This window comes from Pseudorhodoferax sp. Leaf265, assembly GCF_001422365.1.
GTDB lineage: Bacteria > Pseudomonadota > Gammaproteobacteria > Burkholderiales > Burkholderiaceae_C > Pseudorhodoferax.
Genome location: NZ_LMMT01000008.1, coordinates 39,835 through 56,923 on the forward strand (window position 1 = coordinate 39,835; position 17,089 = coordinate 56,923).

General features: G+C 68.0%; 15 protein-coding genes and 2 tRNA genes. 9 read left to right on the plus strand and 8 right to left on the minus strand.

What is annotated here, in order from left to right:
- Nucleotides 1–111 precede the first annotated feature (111 nt).
- Both ASF45_RS09245 and ASF45_RS09250 read right to left on the minus strand, forming a co-directional pair.
- Complete coding sequence (locus tag ASF45_RS09245) at nt 112–1,089, minus strand: tripartite tricarboxylate transporter substrate binding protein (protein WP_082550908.1); 978 nt, start codon at nt 1,087–1,089, stop codon at nt 112–114.
- Nucleotides 1,086–2,171 (minus strand): CDP-6-deoxy-delta-3,4-glucoseen reductase, encoded by a 1,086-nt coding sequence (locus ASF45_RS09250; protein WP_056660415.1) that lies wholly within the window; start codon nt 2,169–2,171, stop codon nt 1,086–1,088. The genes ASF45_RS09245 and ASF45_RS09250 overlap by 4 nt, the downstream gene beginning before the upstream one ends.
- Nucleotides 2,172–2,219: 48 nt before the next feature.
- Here ASF45_RS09250 and ASF45_RS09255 point away from each other — a divergent pair, with 48 nt between their 5' ends.
- Nucleotides 2,220–3,131 (plus strand): SDR family oxidoreductase, encoded by a 912-nt coding sequence (locus tag ASF45_RS09255; RefSeq protein ID WP_056660417.1) that lies wholly within the window; start codon nt 2,220–2,222, stop codon nt 3,129–3,131.
- Here ASF45_RS09255 and ASF45_RS09260 read toward each other — a convergent pair whose 3' ends face one another.
- A complete protein-coding gene (locus ASF45_RS09260) occupies nt 3,132–4,148 on the minus strand; it encodes a S1C family serine protease (RefSeq protein ID WP_056660420.1) in 1,017 nt (338 codons plus the stop codon).
- A gap of 93 nt (nt 4,149–4,241) precedes the next feature.
- On the minus strand, nt 4,242–4,772 hold the full coding sequence (locus ASF45_RS09265; RefSeq protein WP_056660422.1) for an Rrf2 family transcriptional regulator: 531 nt from the start codon (nt 4,770–4,772) through the stop codon (nt 4,242–4,244).
- 152 nt (nt 4,773–4,924) lie between these two features.
- Here ASF45_RS09265 and nhaR point away from each other — a divergent pair, with 152 nt between their 5' ends.
- The 3 genes from nhaR to rimO all read left to right on the plus strand — a co-directional run bounded on the left by nhaR (nt 4,925) and on the right by rimO (nt 7,986).
- Complete coding sequence (nhaR, locus tag ASF45_RS09270) at nt 4,925–5,821, plus strand: transcriptional activator NhaR (RefSeq protein ID WP_056660425.1); 897 nt, start codon at nt 4,925–4,927, stop codon at nt 5,819–5,821.
- 215 nt (nt 5,822–6,036) lie between these two features.
- Complete coding sequence (phaR, locus tag ASF45_RS09275; RefSeq protein WP_082550909.1) at nt 6,037–6,570, plus strand: polyhydroxyalkanoate synthesis repressor PhaR; 534 nt, start codon at nt 6,037–6,039, stop codon at nt 6,568–6,570.
- A gap of 36 nt (nt 6,571–6,606) precedes the next feature.
- Entirely contained in the window at nt 6,607–7,986 is a 1,380-nt protein-coding gene (rimO, locus tag ASF45_RS09280) for a 30S ribosomal protein S12 methylthiotransferase RimO (RefSeq protein ID WP_056660428.1), read from the plus strand.
- 127 nt (nt 7,987–8,113) lie between these two features.
- Here the strand turns inward: rimO and ASF45_RS09285 are convergent.
- Nucleotides 8,114–8,198: transfer RNA gene (locus tag ASF45_RS09285), tRNA-Leu, on the minus strand.
- 211 nt (nt 8,199–8,409) lie between these two features.
- Nucleotides 8,410–8,494 (minus strand) — tRNA-Leu (locus tag ASF45_RS09290).
- A 23-nt stretch (nt 8,495–8,517) separates the two neighbouring features.
- On the opposite strand from ASF45_RS09290, the gene rnr reads away from it, so the two are divergent.
- Together rnr and ASF45_RS09300 are read left to right on the plus strand one after the other, a co-directional pair.
- The gene (rnr, locus tag ASF45_RS09295) at nt 8,518–10,767 is read left to right on the plus strand and encodes a ribonuclease R (RefSeq protein ID WP_056660730.1); all 2,250 of its coding nucleotides are present in this window, start codon (nt 8,518–8,520) and stop codon (nt 10,765–10,767) included.
- A 44-nt stretch (nt 10,768–10,811) separates the two neighbouring features.
- Nucleotides 10,812–11,561, plus strand: a complete 750-nt coding sequence (locus ASF45_RS09300) for an SDR family oxidoreductase (protein WP_369802111.1) — start codon at nt 10,812–10,814, stop codon at nt 11,559–11,561.
- Nucleotides 11,562–11,564: 3 nt separating this feature from the next.
- On the opposite strand, the gene ASF45_RS09305 is transcribed toward ASF45_RS09300, so the two are convergent.
- Both ASF45_RS09305 and ASF45_RS09310 read right to left on the minus strand, forming a co-directional pair.
- Complete coding sequence (locus tag ASF45_RS09305; RefSeq protein WP_056660736.1) at nt 11,565–12,998, minus strand: bifunctional ADP-dependent NAD(P)H-hydrate dehydratase/NAD(P)H-hydrate epimerase; 1,434 nt, start codon at nt 12,996–12,998, stop codon at nt 11,565–11,567.
- Nucleotides 12,999–13,026: 28 nt separating this feature from the next.
- A complete protein-coding gene (locus ASF45_RS09310; RefSeq protein WP_056660430.1) occupies nt 13,027–14,277 on the minus strand; it encodes a D-amino acid dehydrogenase in 1,251 nt (416 codons plus the stop codon).
- Between the two features lie 227 nt (nt 14,278–14,504).
- Between ASF45_RS09310 and rpsB the strand changes: the two genes are divergently transcribed.
- The 3 genes from rpsB to pyrH all read left to right on the plus strand — a co-directional run bounded on the left by rpsB (nt 14,505) and on the right by pyrH (nt 17,081).
- Nucleotides 14,505–15,257 (plus strand): 30S ribosomal protein S2, encoded by a 753-nt coding sequence (rpsB, locus tag ASF45_RS09315; protein ID WP_056660433.1) that lies wholly within the window; start codon nt 14,505–14,507, stop codon nt 15,255–15,257.
- 93 nt (nt 15,258–15,350) lie between these two features.
- Entirely contained in the window at nt 15,351–16,274 is a 924-nt protein-coding gene (gene tsf / locus ASF45_RS09320) for a translation elongation factor Ts (RefSeq protein ID WP_056660436.1), read from the plus strand.
- A gap of 84 nt (nt 16,275–16,358) precedes the next feature.
- Nucleotides 16,359–17,081 carry a UMP kinase gene (gene pyrH, locus ASF45_RS09325; RefSeq protein WP_056660439.1) on the plus strand — a complete coding sequence of 241 codons (723 nt, stop codon included), beginning with the start codon at nt 16,359–16,361 and terminating at the stop codon, nt 17,079–17,081.
- The last annotated feature ends 8 nt before the right edge of the window (nt 17,082–17,089 follow it).

Sequence of the window (17,089 nt, forward strand, 5' to 3'; positions counted from 1 at the left end):
GCGTGCCTCCCGGTGGATGGGCGCGCGGGTTGCGCGACCCCTGTGTCCAGGGTGCGCGCTCACACGGCCTGGCGCTGTCGGACAGTGCCGGGATGGCGTGTACGCCCGCCGTCAGTCGACCTGTGCGCCGGAGGCCTTCACGAGCTTCTGGTATTTGGCCAGCTCGGCCTGCATGAAGGCGCCGAACTGGGCCGATGTGCTGGGCACGGGCTCGGCCAGCAGGTTGGCGAAGCGCTGGCGCGTCTCCTCGGACCGCAGCGCCGCGACGAAGGCGTGGTTCAGGCGCTCCAGCACATCGGCTGGCGTGCCGGCCGGCGCCACCAGGCCCCACCAGGTGTCGATGGCGAAACCCTTGAGCGTGTCGGCCACGGGCGGCACATCGGGCAGGGCCGGTGAGCGCTGCAGCGTGGTGACGGCCAGCGCCTTGAGCTTGCCCGAGCGGATGCCGGGCGCCGCCGTGGCCAGGTTGTCGAAGTTGAAGTCGACCTGGCCGGACAGCAGCGCCAGCTGCGCCGGGTTGCCGCCGTTGTAGGGGATGTGCAGCGCGAAGATGCCGGCCTGGGCCTTGAACATCTCGCCCGCCAGGTGGCCGGCGCTGCCGTTGCCGCCCGAGGCGTAGTTGAGCTTGGCCGGGTTGGCCTTCGCATACTGGATCAGGTCGGCCAGCGTGTCGATGTGCAGGCGCCTGGCCGCATCGGCGTTCATGACCAGCACGTTGGGCACGCGCACCATCTGCGTGACGGGCGCGAAATCGCGCGCGGCGTCGAAGGGCATCTTGCGGTACAGCCAGGGATTGACCGCGTGCGTGGCGGTGGCCGCGATGCCGATGGTGAGGCCGTCGTGCGGCGCCTTGGCCACTGCGTCGGCGCCGATGTTGCCGCCGGCACCGGGCTTGTTCTCGATGATCACGGTGCCCAGCTGGTCCTTGACGCCTTCGGCCAGCACCCGGGCCGTGACATCGATCGGGCCGCCGGCCGCATAGGGCACGATCAGCCGGATCGGCTTGTTCTGGGCCAGCGCGGGCAAGGCCGCGAGCGCCAGGGTGGACAGCAGCGCGGCACGGCGCAGGGTGTTGATGCGGGCAGTCATGGCTGGGCCTTGTCGGCTTCGGTGGTGAAGGCGTCGGCGAAGAATTCCTCGGGCGGCAGGCCGGCCTCGGCGCTGTAGTCGGCACGGGCCGAGTCGACCACGACGGGCGCGCCGCAGGCGTAGACCTGGTGGCCCGACAGGTCTGGCAGGTCCTCCAGCACGGCGCGGTGCACGAAGCCGGTGCGGCCAGTCCAGTTGTCTTCGGGCAGGGCATTGGAGACGACCGGCACGTAGCGCAGGTTGGGCATCTGGGCCAGCTTCTCGCGCAGCCAGGCGTCCATGTACAGGTCGGCCGGGCGGCGGCCGCCCCAGTAGAGCGTGGCCGGGCGCGTGCTGGCCTTGAACAGCAGCTGCTCGATGACGGCCTTGATCGGCGCGAAGCCCGTGCCCGAGGCCAGCAGCACGATGGGCTTGTCGGAGTCCTCGCGCAGGAAGAAGCTGCCGTAGGGGCCTTCGATGCGCAGGATTTCCTTTTCCTTCATGGCACCGAACACGTGGTCGGTGAACTTGCCGCCGGGCATGTGGCGGATGTGCAGCTCCACGCTGGGGCCCACGGGTGGCACGGCGCCGGGCTGGCCACCCGCGGTGTGCGGGGCGTTGGCCATGGAGTAGCTGCGGCGCGCGCCGTCGCGCAGCAGGAATTCCACGTACTGGCCGGCGTGGTAGCGCATGGCGTCGTTGGCCGGCAGCTGCAGCCGGATGACCATCACGTCGTGCGAGACCTTGGTCAGGCTGGCGACGCGGGCGGGCATGCGCTTGATCGGGAAGGCGCTCTCGTCGGTGACCTGGCGCGACTCGAGCACCACGTCGGTGAGCGGCACGCCGCAGCAGGTGAGGACCAGGCCGGCGGCCTCTTCCTCGGCCGACAAGGCCTTGCTCTGGTGCGGGCCGTGCGCGACGCGGCCTTCCAGCATCTTGCATTTGCACGAGCCGCAGGCGCCGTCCTTGCAGCCGTAGGGCAGGCCGATGCCCTGGCGGATGCCGGCGGCCAGGATGGCCTCGCCTTCGCTGGCTTCGAAGGAACGGCCGCTGGGCTGCACGGTGATCTTGAAGGGGGGCGCGGCGGCCGTCGTCGGGGTCATCTTTGGGTATCCTCGTGGGCTTCTCGCCGCTTCAGTGAACCCAGGATTTTGCCTTCAAACCAATGTCCGCTCGGCGCGCTGCCAGCGCGCTTTCGCCGCACGCGTGTGCTGATCGTCGGCTGCGGCGACGTGGGTCAGCGCGTGGCGGCCCGGCTGCCGGCCGGTGTGCGCGTGCTGGCGCTGACCTCGTCGGCCGAGCGCGTGGCCGCGCTGCGTGCCCAGGGCCTGGTGCCGCTGCGCGGCGATCTGGACGATGCGGCCTCGCTGCGCCGGCTGGCGGGGCTGGCCGACCGCGTGCTGCACCTGGCGCCGCCACCGGGCGAGGGCACGCGCGATGCGCGCACGCGCGCATTGGGCCGGGCCTTGCTGCGGCGCACGCGGCCGCGGGCGCTGGTCTATGGCTCGACCAGCGGCATTTACGGCGACTGCGGCGGCGATTGGGTGGCCGAGACGCGCCGGCCGGCGCCGCGCACCGAGCGCGCGCTGCGCCGGCTCGATGCCGAGGCCGCCGTGCGCTTCCTGGGTCGGGCCGGCGGCGTGCGCGCCAGCATGCTGCGCATTCCGGGCATCTACGCGCCGGACCGTGCGGGCGGCACGCCGCGCGAGCGACTGGCCAAGGGCACGCCAGTGCTGCGGGCCGAGGACGACGTCTACACGAACCACATCCATGCCGATGACCTGGCGCGCGCCTGCATCGCCGCGCTGTGGCGCGGGCGGGCGCAGCGTGTGGTCAACGCGAGCGACGACACCGTGCTCAAGATGGGCGACTACTTCGACCTGGCGGCCGACCTGTACGGCATGGCGCGGCCGCCGCGCGTGGCCGCCGCCGAGGCGCGTGGCCAGTTGCCGCTGATGGTGCTGAGCTTCATGTCCGAATCGCGCCGGCTGCTGAACCAGCGCCTCAAACGCGAACTGCGGCTGGCGCTGCACTACCCGACGGTGGAGGCCGGGCTGCGCTGATCAGATTCCCTTGGGTTTGCGCATGGTGCTCATGCGGTCCACGGGCTTGACGGTCAGGGTCTTCACCTCGGCGCCCTGCAGCACCGTGAGCTGGACCTCGGCCTGGGCATCGGCGCGGTCCCAGAGCTTCTTGTAGAAGCCCTCCAGCGTGGTCACCTTGGTGCCGTCCACAGCCAGCACCACATCGCCTGGCTGCAGGCCGGCCGCGGACGCCGGGCTGGCCTTGCCGACGCGCGCGACCTGCACGCGCCCGGACTGCTCCACCGAGTTGACGCCCAGCCAGGGCCGCTTGCTGAGCCGCGTGCTGCCGGTACTCTGCATCTCCGCGAGGATGGGCTTGAGCAGGTCCACCGGCACGAACATGTTGCCGGGCACCTGCTGACCCGTGCCCAGCGCGTCCATCACGAACAGGCTGCCGATGCCGACCAGTTCGCCTTTCTGGTTGAACAGCGGCGCGCCGGAATGGTTGGCGACCGGCGGACTCGTGAACAGCGCGGTGTCGATGAAGTACTCCCAGTAGCCCGAGAAGGCGCGCTTGCCGACCAGTTGGGTCATGGCCACATCGCCGCTGTCGCCACCGGTGGCGGTCATGAGCACCATGCCGGGCTCCAGTTCAGGGTGGCTGCCCAGCGGCACCGGGGCCACGCTACGCAGCGGCAGCAGGGGGCGCAACAGGCCGAAGCCGGTGGCCAGGTCGTAGGCCACGGCCTGTGCCGGCAGCCGCCGGCCATCCTGCGTGAGGATCTGGATGTGCTCGGCCTCCAGCATCAGGTAGCCGATGGTGAGGATCAGGCCGTCCGGCCCGATCACCACGCCGGAGCCCTGGCGCTGGCGCCCCAGGGTCTCGGCCGAGCCCGCATCCTCGCCGGCGATGGCCTGCACGCCGACCACGGCTGCGTGCGCGCGGCTCAGCGCGTCGATGGTCTGCTGGACGGGGGGAGTGGTGGTGGCCGCCTGGCCGGACCACTGGGCGAGCGCCAGGGCAAGGGCGAGGCAGGCGGATCGGATGCTGCGCATGGCGAACTCCCGAAGCTGGGGGCGATGCGCACAGGATGCACCCGGACACAAACCACTGCAAGGTCCGGGGACAAGGCCTTGCAGTGTGCGGTGTCAGCCCTTGAGCTGCAGGTACTGGCCGTAGGCAAACACCGAATTCGGCGCACGCACGGTGGCCTGGCGCGGCCGCGGCTGCACGGCGGCCCGGCGGCGGCTGGGCGCGGCCTCGATCTCCACGCCCTTGGCGCGCTGCTCGTCGGCCAACTGGCGCAGCGAGATGCCTTGCATGTAGTCGAGCATGCAGGCGGACAGGCTGTCCCAGAGGTCGCCGGCCATCTTGGCGTCCGGATCGCCCTGCGCCACGGCCCCTTGCGCGTCCTGCGCGGCCTGGTCGTCCACGGCCAGGATGATGTCGGCCACGCTGATGGCGCTGGCCTTGCGCGCCAGCGTGTAGCCGCCACCCGGACCGCGCGCGCTTTCGACGAGGCCGGAGCGGCGCAGGCGGCTGAACATTTGCTCCAGGTACGACAGCGAGATCTTCTGCCGGGCGCCGATGGCCGACAGCGTCACGGGACCGAGGTGTTCCCGCAATGCGACGTCGATCATCGCGTTCACCGCGAAACGGCTCTTGGTGGTCAATCGCATGGCTGGGCTCCTTGTTGTAGCGGGATGTGGGCGGAAAGGTGCAACTCTAAAGGTTCGGACACTTCGCGTATATTCGTATTTGAGACAAAAACACTTCGAGAAAAGCGATGGAACCTACTGAGCGATTGACCCAGCTTTCGGCGGGAGGTTCCATGAACTTCAAGCATTTGCGTTATTTTTGGGTCGTGGCGAAGGCGGGCGGCGTCATGCGCGCTGGCGAACAGTTGCACACCACGCCGCAGACGCTGTCGGGCCAGATCAAGCTGTTCGAGGACTGGATCGGGCACAAGCTGTTCCGCAAGGTCGGTCGCCGGCTCGAACTGACCGAGCAGGGCCGCGTCGCTCTGGACTACGCGGAGGAGATCTTCGCGCTGGGGGCCGAGCTGGAGACCTCGGTGCGGCACAAGCGTGGCGAGCGCCGCTCGCTGGACTTTCGAGTGGGTGTGGCCGACGCAGTAGCCAAGTCCGTGGTCTACCAGCTGCTGGAGCCGGCCCTGGACGGCTCCGAGCCGGTGCGCCTGATCTGCCACGAGGGCAAGTACGAGGACCTGCTGGCCCAGCTGGCGCTGCACCGGCTGGATTTGTTGATCGCGGACGAGCGCGTCTCGCCCAAGGTCAGCGTGCGCGCCTTCAACCACCTGCTGGGCCGCAGCTCCATGAGCTTCTTCTGCGCCGACAGCCTGCGCGAGCGGCTGGGCGAGAGTTTTCCGCAATGCCTGGACAACGCGCCCATGCTGGTGCAGGGGCCTACGGCCTCGGTGCGCCGCCAGCTCGATCCCTGGCTGGTGCGGCACCGGCTGCGGCCGCGCATCGTCGGCGAGTTCGACGACACGGCCCTCACGAACGCATTTGGCCGCGAGGGCCGCGGCGTGTTTCTGGGGCCGACCGTGCTGGAGGCGCAGATCGCGGCGCAGTACCGCGTCGGCGTGCTGGGGCGCAGCGAGGAGCTGGTCGAGGAGTTCTTCGCGATCTCGGTGGAGCGGCGCATCAGCCACCCGAGCGTGGCGGCCATCACGCATGCCGCGCGCGCCAAGCTGTTCCACGTCTGAAGTGGAGGCGTGCAGATCAAGTCGTCGGATCGAGCGGAGCATGGGCATCCAGCCTAAGGACATATTTCTCGGCGCCGTGTAGGAGTGCGCGGACAAGCCACTGTCGGTGCCCATGCCGAGCCGGGCGCCGACCGTCAGGGTTATCCTTGGGCGTTGGCCGCAGGGGGCTCTCTAGAATCTGCTGCAGTGCAACGAGCACCAACCCGAGGAACGCAGTGCAGACCAAGAAGCCCAGCGCCGAGAAGCCGGCCCAGCGTGTGATCAAGAAGTACCCGAACCGCCGTCTCTACGACACGGACACTTCGACCTACATCACGCTGTCGGAGGTCAAGAAGCTGGTGATGGGCAGCCAGCCGCTGGTCGTGCGCGACGCCAAGACCGGCGAAGACCTCACGCGCTCCATCCTGCTGCAGATCATCCTGGAAGAGGAGGCCGGCGGCGCCCCCCTGTTCACCGAGCAGGCGCTTGCCAACATCATCCGTTTCTACGGCAACACCATGCAGAGCTTCATCGGGCCTTACCTCGAGAAGAACATGCAGACCTTCGTCGACATGCAGACGAAGATGACCGAGCAGTCCAAGAGCATGTCGCCCGAACTGTGGTCGCAGTTCCTGAGCATGCAGTCGCCCATGATGCAGGGCATGATGGGCAACTACGTCGAGCAGTCCAAGAACGTCTTCGTGCAACTGCAAGAGCAGATGCAGAAACAGACCGAGCAGTTGCTCGGCTCCCTGGTCGTCAAGCGCTGACGCCCCCCCCGCCTGCATCGCGGCGACAATAGCGCGATGACAGTTGCGCAAGCCCCCACGCAAGCCCCGAAGATCGGGTTCGTGAGCCTCGGATGCCCGAAGGCGCTCACGGACTCCGAACTCATCCTCACGCAGTTGAGCGCCGAGGGCTACCAGACCAGCAAGACCTTCGAAGGCGCCGACCTGGTGATCGTCAACACCTGCGGCTTCATCGACGACGCCGTCAAGGAAAGCCTGGACACCATCGGCGAGGCGCTGGCCGACAACGGCCGCGTGATCGTGACCGGCTGCCTGGGCGCCAAGACCGGGCAGGGCGGTGGCAACATGGTGCGCGAGATGCATCCCAGCGTGCTGGCCGTGACCGGCCCGCATGCGACGCAGGAGGTCATGGACGCCGTCCATGCCAACCTGCCCAAGCCGCACGACCCCTTCATCGACCTGGTGCCGGCGCAGGGCATCAAGCTCACGCCCAAGCACTACGCCTACCTCAAGATCAGCGAGGGCTGCAACCACCGCTGCACCTTCTGCATCATCCCTTCGATGCGCGGCGACCTGGTGTCGCGGCCGGTGGGCGATGTGCTGAAAGAGGCGCGCGCGCTGTTCGAGGGCGGGGTCAAGGAGTTGCTGGTGATCAGCCAGGACACCTCCGCCTATGGCGTGGACCTCAAGTACCGCACCGGCTTCTGGGACGGCAAGCCGGTCAAGACGCGCATGCTCGAACTCGTGCAGGCGCTCGGCGAGCTGGCCGAGCCGCACGGTGCCTGGGTGCGGCTGCACTACGTGTACCCCTACCCGAGCGTGGACGATATCCTGCCGCTGATGGCCTCGGGCCGCGTGCTGCCCTATCTGGATGTGCCGCTGCAGCACAGCCATCCGGATGTGTTGCGCCGCATGAAGCGGCCGGCCAGCGGCGAGAAGAACCTGGAGCGCATCCAGCGCTGGCGCGAGATCTGCCCCGAACTTGTGATCCGCAGTACCTTCATTGCCGGTTTCCCAGGCGAGACCGAAGAGGAGTTCTCGCACCTGCTCGACTTCATGCGCGAGGCGCAGATCGACCGTGCAGGCTGCTTCGCCTACAGCCCGGTCGAGGGTGCAATGGCCAACACCATCGCGCCGATGCTGCCGCTGGAGTTGCGCGAGGAGCGCCGCGCGCGCTTCATGGCGGTGGCCGAAGAGGTCTCGGCTGCGCGGCTGCGCCGGCGCATCGGCGCCAGCATGCAGGTGCTAGTGGATTCGGCGCCGGGCCTGGGACGCAAGGGTGGCAAGGGCCGCAGCTATGCGGATGCGCCTGAGATCGATGGTGTGGTGCACCTTCTGCCGCCCGAGAAGATCAGCAAGACGCTCAAGGTGGGGGAGTTCACGCGCGCCCGCATCGTCGGCACGCAAGGCCACGATCTCGTGGCGGTGCCGGTTTGAGTCTGGCGGCGACGAAGGCCTTCTCCGATGCGGGAGGCTTTTCGTTTTCGAGTGGGCGGACAACAAAAAAGCCGCTGATGACTCAGCGGCTTCGTTGCGATCTTTCTGACATGTGCCAACCGATAGTTGGTGCCCAGGAAGGGACTCGAACCCCCACGATGTTACTCGCTAGTACCTGAAACTAGTGCGTCTACCAATTCCGCCACCTGGGCATCTCAGGAAGCCTACGATTATAGCAAGCGTTTTTTGTCAGTTTTCGATTTCGCACCCCGGCAACCGAAAAATTTTGGTTGGTGCAAGTGTGGGCGCGCAATCCCTGTGCACGAACTCCGCGTGCGCCTCCGTTGTCGTGCGGGCAACAAAAAAGCCGCTGATGACTCAGCGGCTTCGTTGTGTTCTTTCTGATGTGTTCCAATCGATGATTGGTGCCCAGGAAGGGACTCGAACCCCCACGATGTTACTCGCTAGTACCTGAAACTAGTGCGTCTACCAATTCCGCCACCTGGGCATTTCAGGAAAGAAAGCGATCATATCATCAAAAATTCAAACTACACAACAAGCCTCCTCGAAGAAGTGGAGGGCACGGTCCAGGGACACCGCGACGGGCACGGCTTCGTGCAGCGCGACGATGGCCAGTCGGACATCTATCTGCCTTCCAACGAGATGCGTGCGGTGCTGCACAAGGACCGCGTCAAGGCGCGCGTGGTGCGCTACGACCGCAAGGGGCGCCCTGAGGGGCGCGTCGTCGAGATCGTCGAGCGGCCGCCGCAGCCCATCATCGGCCGCCTGCTGCAGGAAAGCGGCGTCTGGCTCGTGGCGCCCGAGGACAAGCGCTACGGCCAGGACATCCTGATCCCCAAGGGCGCGACCGGAACTGCCAAGCCAGGCCAGGTCGTCGTCGTCGAACTGACCGAGCCACCGGCGCTGTACGGCCAGCCGGTGGGCCGCGTCAAGGAGGTGCTGGGCGAGGTCGACGACCCCGGCATGGAGATCGAGATCGCGGTGCGCAAGTACGACGTGCCGCATGTGTTCTCCGACGCCTGCATCGCACTGGCCCGCACGCTGCCCGACAAGGTGCGCCCGCAGGACAAGCGCCAACGCATCGATCTGACCGATGTGCCACTGGTGACCATCGACGGCGAGGACGCACGCGACTTCGACGACGCTGTCTACTGCGAGCCGACCAAGGTGGGCCGCAGCAAGGGCTGGCGTCTGCTGGTGGCCATTGCCGACGTGAGCCACTACGTGGAGACCGGCTCGGCCATCGATGTCGATGCCTACGAGCGCGCCACCAGCGTGTACTTCCCGCGCCGCGTGATCCCCATGCTGCCCGAGAAGCTGTCCAACGGCCTGTGCTCGCTGAACCCCGAGGTCGAGCGGCTGTGCATGGTCTGCGACATGCTCGTCACCTCCAAGGGCGAAGTCCACGCGTACCAGTTCTATCCAGCCGTCATGTTCAGCCATGCGCGCTTCACCTACACCGAGGTGGCGGCCATCCTGGCCAACACGCGCGGGGCCGAGGCCGTGCGTCGGCGCGCGCTGGTGCCGCAGCTGGAGCATTTGCACGATGTCTACCGTGCGCTGCTGGGCGCACGCGGCAAGCGCGGCGCGGTCGACTTCGACACCGTGGAGACGCAGATCGTCTGCGACGAGAACGGCCGCATCGAGCGCATCGTGCCGCGCACGCGCAACGACGCGCACCGGCTCATCGAAGAGGCCATGCTGGCGGCGAACGTCTGCAGCGCCGACTTCATCGCGCAGAACAAGCGCCCGGGCCTGTACCGCGTGCACGAAGGCCCCACGCCCGAGAAGAAGGAAACGCTGCGCAACTACCTCAAGGCCGTCGGCGTTGCGCAGACCGTCAGCGACGACCCCAAACCCGCAGAGTTCCAGGCCATCGCCGAGGCCACCAAGGACCGGCCGGACGCGCAGCAGATCCACACCATGCTGCTGCGCTCCATGCAGCAGGCGATCTACACACCGACCAACAGCGGCCACTTCGGCCTGGCCTACGAGGCCTACACGCACTTCACCAGCCCGATCCGGCGTTATCCCGATTTGCTGGTCCACCGCGTGATCAAGTCCATCCTGGCACACAGCCGTTACCAGTTGCCGGCCCTGCCGACACCTGGCGAGGCCCATGCCAAGCTGGCCAAGCGGCTGCAGAAGAACCAGACCGCGCGCCTGGGCGACAAGGTGGCCGAGCCTGACCAGCGGCCGCGCAAGGTCAGCGCCGAGGTGCAGGCCTGGGAGGCGGCGGGCCTGCACTGCAGCGCCAACGAGCGTCGCGCCGACGAGGCCAGTCGCGATGTCGAGGCCTGGCTCAAGTGCAAGTACATGCGCGAGCACCTGGGCGAGGAATATGGCGGCGTCGTCACGGCCGCCACGAGCTTCGGCATCTTCGTCACGCTGGACGCGATGTACGTCGAGGGCCTGGTGCACATCACCGAGCTCGGCGGCGAGTACTTCAAGTTCGACGAGGCGCGCCAGGAGCTGCGCGGCGAGCGCACCGGTATCCGCTATGCCGTCGGCACACGCGTGCAGGTCCAGGTCAGCCGCGTCGATCTGGACGGCCGCAAGATCGATTTCCGGCTGATCCGCGAAGGCGAGGATCTCGCTGCGCGTGCGCCGAAGGACAAGAGCGCGTCGCGCGAAGGCCGCGAACCGGGACGCAGGGATGGCCAGCAGCGCCGCGAAGACAGGAGTTCAGGGCTGGCCCAGACGCTCAAGGCCGCCGGCAAGAAGGCCGCGGCAAAGAACAAGGGGCGCAGCCGGCGTTGAGCCGGGTGCGCTCGAAACAAGCAATGCACAAAAAGGAGATGGGAATGGGTTCGAATGAAAAAGTGGCCATCGTGACCGGCGCGGGCACGGGCATCGGCAAGGCGGCTGCACTGGCACTGGCCGCTGGCGGCTGGCGCGTGGTGCTGGCCGGGCGTCGGCCGGAGCCGCTGGAAGAGGTCAAGGCGGCTGCGGGCAGCGGTGCGCTGGTCGTGCCGACCAACGTGGCCGACGCGGCCTCGGTGGCGGCGCTGTTCGACGCTGCGGTGAAGGCCCATGGCCGCGTGGACCTGCTGTTCAACAACGCTGGTGTCAATGCGCCCGGCATCCCGCTCGAAGACCTGACGCTGGAGCAGTGGAAGAACGTGGTCGACATCAACCTGACCGGCATGTTCCTGTGCATCCAGCAGGCCTTCCGCGTGATGAAGTCGCAGACGCCGCGCGGCGGGCGCATCATCAACAACGGCTCGATCTCGGCCACCACGCCGCGGCCGAACTCGATTGCCTACACCTCGACCAAGCACGCCGTCCAGGGCCTGACCAAGGCGGCCTCGCTGGACGGGCGCAAGTACGACATCGCAGTCGGCCAGATCGACGTGGGCAACGCGGGCACCGAAATGGCCATGCGCATGGCCAAGGGCGTGCCGCAGGCCAATGGCGAGATCGCGGTCGAGCCGCTGATGGATGTCAACATCGTCGGCCAGTCGGTGCTCTACATGGCCAACCTGCCGCTGGAGGCCAATGTGATGTTCCACACCGTCATGGCCACCAAGATGCCGTTCGCCGGCCGCGGCTGAAGCTCAGCTTGCGGCGCGGGCCAGCGCCGAGGCCGTGAGCGCCTGGCCCGCGGGCCAGGCGTCGGCCAGGGCGCCATGCTGGTACACGGCGTGGCAGGCCGCCTCCCAGGCGCTACTGCCGGCGGCCATATGCGCCGCCACGAAGCCCGCGAGCACGTCGCCCGTGCCGGCGGTGGCCAGTCGGGCGTTGCCGGTGGGATTGATGGACGGCGTGTGGCCGGGTGCTGCGACCACCGAGCCCGAGCCCTTGAGCACGACAACGGCACCGAAGCGTTCTGCCAGTGCCTGCGCGGCCGCCGGGCGGTCGGCCTGCACGGCGGCGGTGCTGTTGCCCAGCAGCCGGGCGGCTTCGAGCGGGTGGGGTGTCAGCACTGTGGGCTGCTGGCGCCGGCGCAGACCATCCTGCAGGCGCTTGTCGGCCGCCAGCGCATTGAGTGCATCTGCATCGAGCACGAGCTGGGCCGCTTCGGCCAGGACCTGCGGCAACCAGGCCGCAACCTGCGGGCCACCGCCGCAACCACAGGCGAGGGTCAGCCGGGCCAGCGCGAGTTCTGCGGGTGCGCGCCACATGAGTTCCGGAGCATCGGGCGCCAGGTCGGACGCACTGGCGTCCAGCGTGGCGACGTAGACGCGTCCCGCGCCGGCATGCAGCGCGGCCGAACCGGCCAGGACGGCCGCGCCGCGCATGCCGGGCGCGCCGCCCAGCACCGCCACATCGCCGTAGTTGCCCTTGTGGCTCGCGTGCGCACGTGTGCGGGCCGGTGGCGGCCCGGCCAGCGTCGCATCGGCCTGCGCGGTGCCGCCCTGCTGCAATGCGTCGAACCAGACCTGGCCTGCCAGGTCGCGGCCCATGCCGGTGAACAGGCCTGGCTTGAGCGTCAGCAGGCTCAAGGTGTGTTGGGCGCGCACGGCGGGGCCGTCCGCCTGGCCGGTGTCTGCGGCCAGGCCGGTCGGCAGGTCGATGGCCAGCACCGGTGCCGCGCTGGCATTGAGCGCTGCGATGCAGTCGGCCAGATCGCCGGTGGCGCGGCGCGTGTTGCCCAGGCCGAGCAGTGCGTCGATCGCGAGGTCCTGGGGCTGCAGCTCCGGCGTGACCTCGGTGAACGGCACACCGGCAGCGCGTGCGCGCGCCAGCGATCCCGCGGCGTCGGGTGCGAGCCGGCATTCGTCGCCGAACCAGCGCACGCATGGCTTGCGGCCCCAGTGCTGCAGGTGCATGGCCGCCTCCAGCCCGTCGCCACCGTTGTTGCCGGGGCCGCAGGCGATCCAGACCTGCCGCGCGTGCGGTGCCAATGCGAGCGCGAGCCGGGCCGCCGCGAGGCCGGCGCGCTGCATCAGCACATGGGGGCCGGCTGCCGCGATCGCGCGGGCTTCGAGTTGCCGCGTGGCGGCGCCGCCGTGCAGCGGCCAGGCGCGGTTGAAGGTGATGGGACGCATGCCGCCCATTGTGCGGCGCGCGCCGGCCCTAGCGGCGCAGGCGCTCGATGCCCAGGCCTTCGGTGTCGACGGCGGGCGTGCGCCCCGCGATCTGGTCGGCCAGCACGCGCGCGCTGCCGCAACTCAGGGCCCAGCCGCTGGAGCCGTGGCCCAGGTTCAGCCAGACTCCCGGGATGCCGCTGGCACCGAGGACCGGGGGGCCGTCCGGCAACATCGGCCGCGCACCCTTCCACACCTGCACGCCGGCCTGCATGCTGGCCGCGCCCGGGAACCAGTCGTGCAGCACCTTGTAGAGCGTCTGCACCGCGGCTTCGCGGTGCAGGTCCGGTCTGCCGCCGATCTCGGCGCTGCCGGCCACGCGCACGCGCTGGCCGAGCCGGGAGATCGCGACCTTGTAGCGCTCGTCCATCACGGCGCTGCGCGGTGCGTTCAGCGCTTCGCGGATGGTGGCCGTGATGGAGTAGCCATACACCGCCGCCAGCGGCAGGCGCAGGCCCAGCGGACGCAGCAACTGCGCGGAGCCGAGGCCGGCGCAGCAGACCAGCGCGTCAAAGCTGCGCACCGTGCCATCGGCCAGGCGCAGCGTGGCAGGCGGCCCCGGCTCGACGCGCGCAATGGCGCTGCCGAACTGGAAGTCGACACCCAGGCCTTGCGCCTCGGCCTTCAGCAGCATGCAGAACTGCCGGCAGTTGCCGACCTCGTCGTCGGGCAGCTGGATCGCGCCGTGGAAGTCCATGTCCGGGCTCAGTGCGGGCTCGACCTGGCGCGCCGCTGCCGCGTCCAGCCGCGCGAAGCGCACGCCGGCGTCCCGCAGCACCTGCAGGCCGGACTCGACCAGCCGGGCGTCCTGCTCGGAGCGCAGCAGGACCATGTAGCCGTCGCTGCGGTCGTAGGCCAGGCGCAGATCCTGGGTCAGTTGGTGCAGCCGGTCGCGGCTGTAGAAGGCCAGCCGCTGCATGCGGGCGCGGTTGGCGAGGTAGGTGTCCAGCTTGCAGGCGCGCAGCCAGCGCGCCATCCAGGCCAGGTCGCGTGCGCCCAGGGGCCAGCCCAGCGTGACTGGCGCGTGGCGTTTGAGCAGGTAGCGCGCCACCTTGCCCGGCATGCCGGGCGCGGCCCAGGGCGTCACATACCCGGGGGCCACCACACCGGCGTTGGCGAAGCTGGTTTCGGCCGCGGCGGCGGTGTGGCGCTCGAAGACCGTGACTTGGTGGCCGTCCGCGGCCAGCTCGTAGGCCGTGGTGATGCCGACGACGCCGGCACCGATGATGGCGATGTGCATGGGGGAGGGGCGCCAGTGGGTGGGCCCGTAATGTGCTAGACTCTTTGGGTTTTGCGAAGTGGTACGGCCTTCGATGCCGCACGTCAAGCTCCAAGCTTGAGCAACGCAAGACAAATCGCAAACCCGCCCACACAAGGTGTTGCGCCTGCATCGATCGCCCGAGTCAAAAAAGGGCTGGCAGGCGCAAAACGGGCGGGATTTTAGACCCAACCTTTGGAGTTACTTCAATGTCCGTCACCATGCGCGAAATGCTGGAAGCCGGTGTCCATTTCGGCCACCAAACCCGCTTCTGGAACCCCAAGATGGCCCCGTTCATCTTCGGCCATCGCAACAAGATCCACATCATCAACCTGGAAAAGTCGCTGCCGATGTTCCAGGAGGCGGCCAAGTTCGCCAAGCAGCTGACCGCCAATGGCGGCACCATCCTGATGGTCGCCACCAAGCGCCAGGCCCGTGAAATTGTGGCCGAGGAAGCCCGCCGCGCCGGCGTGCCCTTCGTCGACCAGCGTTGGCTGGGCGGCATGCTGACCAACTTCAAGACGGTCAAGACCTCGCTCAAGCGCCTGAAGGACATGAAGGCCCAGCAGGAAGGCGGCCTGGACAGCATGAGCAAGAAGGAGCAGCTCATGTTCGCCCGCGAGATGGCCAAGCTCGAGCGCGACATCGGCGGCATCCAGGAAATGGGTGCACTGCCCGATGCGATCTTCGTGATCGACGTGGGCTTCCACAAGATCGCGGTCGCCGAAGCCCGCAAGCTGGGCATTCCGCTGGTCGGCGTGGTGGACTCCAACCACTCGCCCCAGGGCATCGACTACGTGATCCCCGGCAACGACGACTCGGCCAAGGCCGTGGCGCTGTACGCCCGTGGCATCGCCGATGCGATCATCGAAGGCCGCAACAGCGCTGGCGCAGATGTCGTCAAGACGGTTGCAGCCGGTGAGAGCAGCGACGAGTTCGTCGAGGTCAACGAGGCCGCCTGAGCCTGACCCACGCGCGACATCCCGCGCGATCAAAGTGGGGCTGCATGGCCCCCTTTTTTTTAGTTTCCTTGAATTCGAGATGGAGATCTGAACATGGCTGCTATCACCGCAAGCATGGTTGCTGAACTGCGTGGCAAGACCGACGCACCGATGATGGAATGCAAGAAGGCGCTGACCGAAGCCGCCGGCGACATGGCCAAGGCCGAAGAGCTGCTGCGCGTCAAGCTGGGCAGCAAGGCCGGCAAGGCCGCTTCGCGCGTCACCGCCGAAGGCGTGGTCGCCAGCGCGATCAACGGCAACGTGGGTGCCTTGATCGAAGTGAACTGCGAAACCGACTTCGTCACCAAGAACGACAGCTTCCTGGCACTGACGCAGGCGGCCGCCAACCTGGTCGCCGAGCACAACCCCGCCGACATCGCGGCCCTGGGTGCGCTGGCCTACGCGCAGGACGGCTTCGGCCCCACGCTGGAAGACGTGCGCAAGGGTCTGATCGGCAAGATCGGCGAGAACATGAGCTTCCGCCGCTTCAAGCGCTACGCCGACGGCGGCAAGCTGGCCGGTTACCTGCACGGCACCCGCATCGGCGTGCTGGTCGAGTACGAAGGCAGCGAAGCCGCTGCCAAGGACGTCGCCATGCACGTGGCCGCCATGAAGCCGGTCTCGCTGTCGTCGTCCGAAGTGCCGGCCGAGCTGGTCGAGAAGGAGCGTTCGGTCGCCGCGGCCAAGGCCGAGGAAGACAAGAAGGCTGCCGAAGCTGCCGGCAAGCCGGTGCAATCGGCCGACATCGTGGCCAAGCGCATCGAAGGCGGCGTGCAGAAGTTCCTCAAGGAAGTCTCGCTGTACAACCAGCCCTTCGTGAAGAACGACAAGCAGACCGTCGAGCAGATGCTCAAGGCCGCTGAAACGCAGGTCAAGTCCTTCACGCTGTACGTGGTCGGCGAAGGCATCGAGAAGAAGGTCGACGACTTCGCGGCCGAAGTGGCGGCGCAGGTCGCTGCTGCCAAGACCGGCGCCTGATCGCGCCATGCGGGTTCGGCGTCTGAACTGTCGCCGGCCCGCGCTACCATTGCCCCCCATTTGCACCATCTGAAGGAATTGCCCATGCCCACTCCCGCGCCAGCCCACAAGCGCATCTTGTTGAAGCTGTCGGGAGAGGCCCTGATGGGTGACGATGCCTTCGGCATCAACCGTGCCACCATCGTGCGCATGGTCGAGGAGGTGGCCGAGATCACGCGCCTGGGCGTCCAGGTCGCCGTGGTGATCGGCGGGGGCAACATCTTCCGCGGCGTCGCAGGTGGCTCCGTTGGCATGGACCGTGCCACGGCCGACTACATGGGCATGTTGGCCACGGTCATGAACTCGCTGGCCCTGGCCGACACCATGGACAAGGCCGGCCTGATCGCCCGTGTCATGTCGGCGATTGCCATCGAGCAGGTGGTCGAGCCGTATGTGCGCCCCAAGGCCTTGCAGTACCTGGAAGAGGGTAAGGTCGTGATCTTCGCCGCCGGTACTGGCAACCCCTTCTTCACCACCGACACCGCCGCCGCGCTGCGGGGTGCCGAGATCGGTGCCGAGCTGGTACTCAAGGCGACCAAGGTGGATGGCGTGTACACCGCCGACCCGAAGAAGGACCCGACGGCCACGCGCTACAGCAGGATTTCGTTCGATGAGGCGATCTCGCAGAATCTGGGCATCATGGATGCCACCGCGTTCGCGCTGTGCCGCGACCAGAAGCTGCCGATCAAGGTGTTCTCGATCTTCAAGCACGGCGCGCTCAAGCGTGTGGTGCTGGGTGAAGACGAAGGCACCCTGGTCTACGCCTGAGGCTGGCG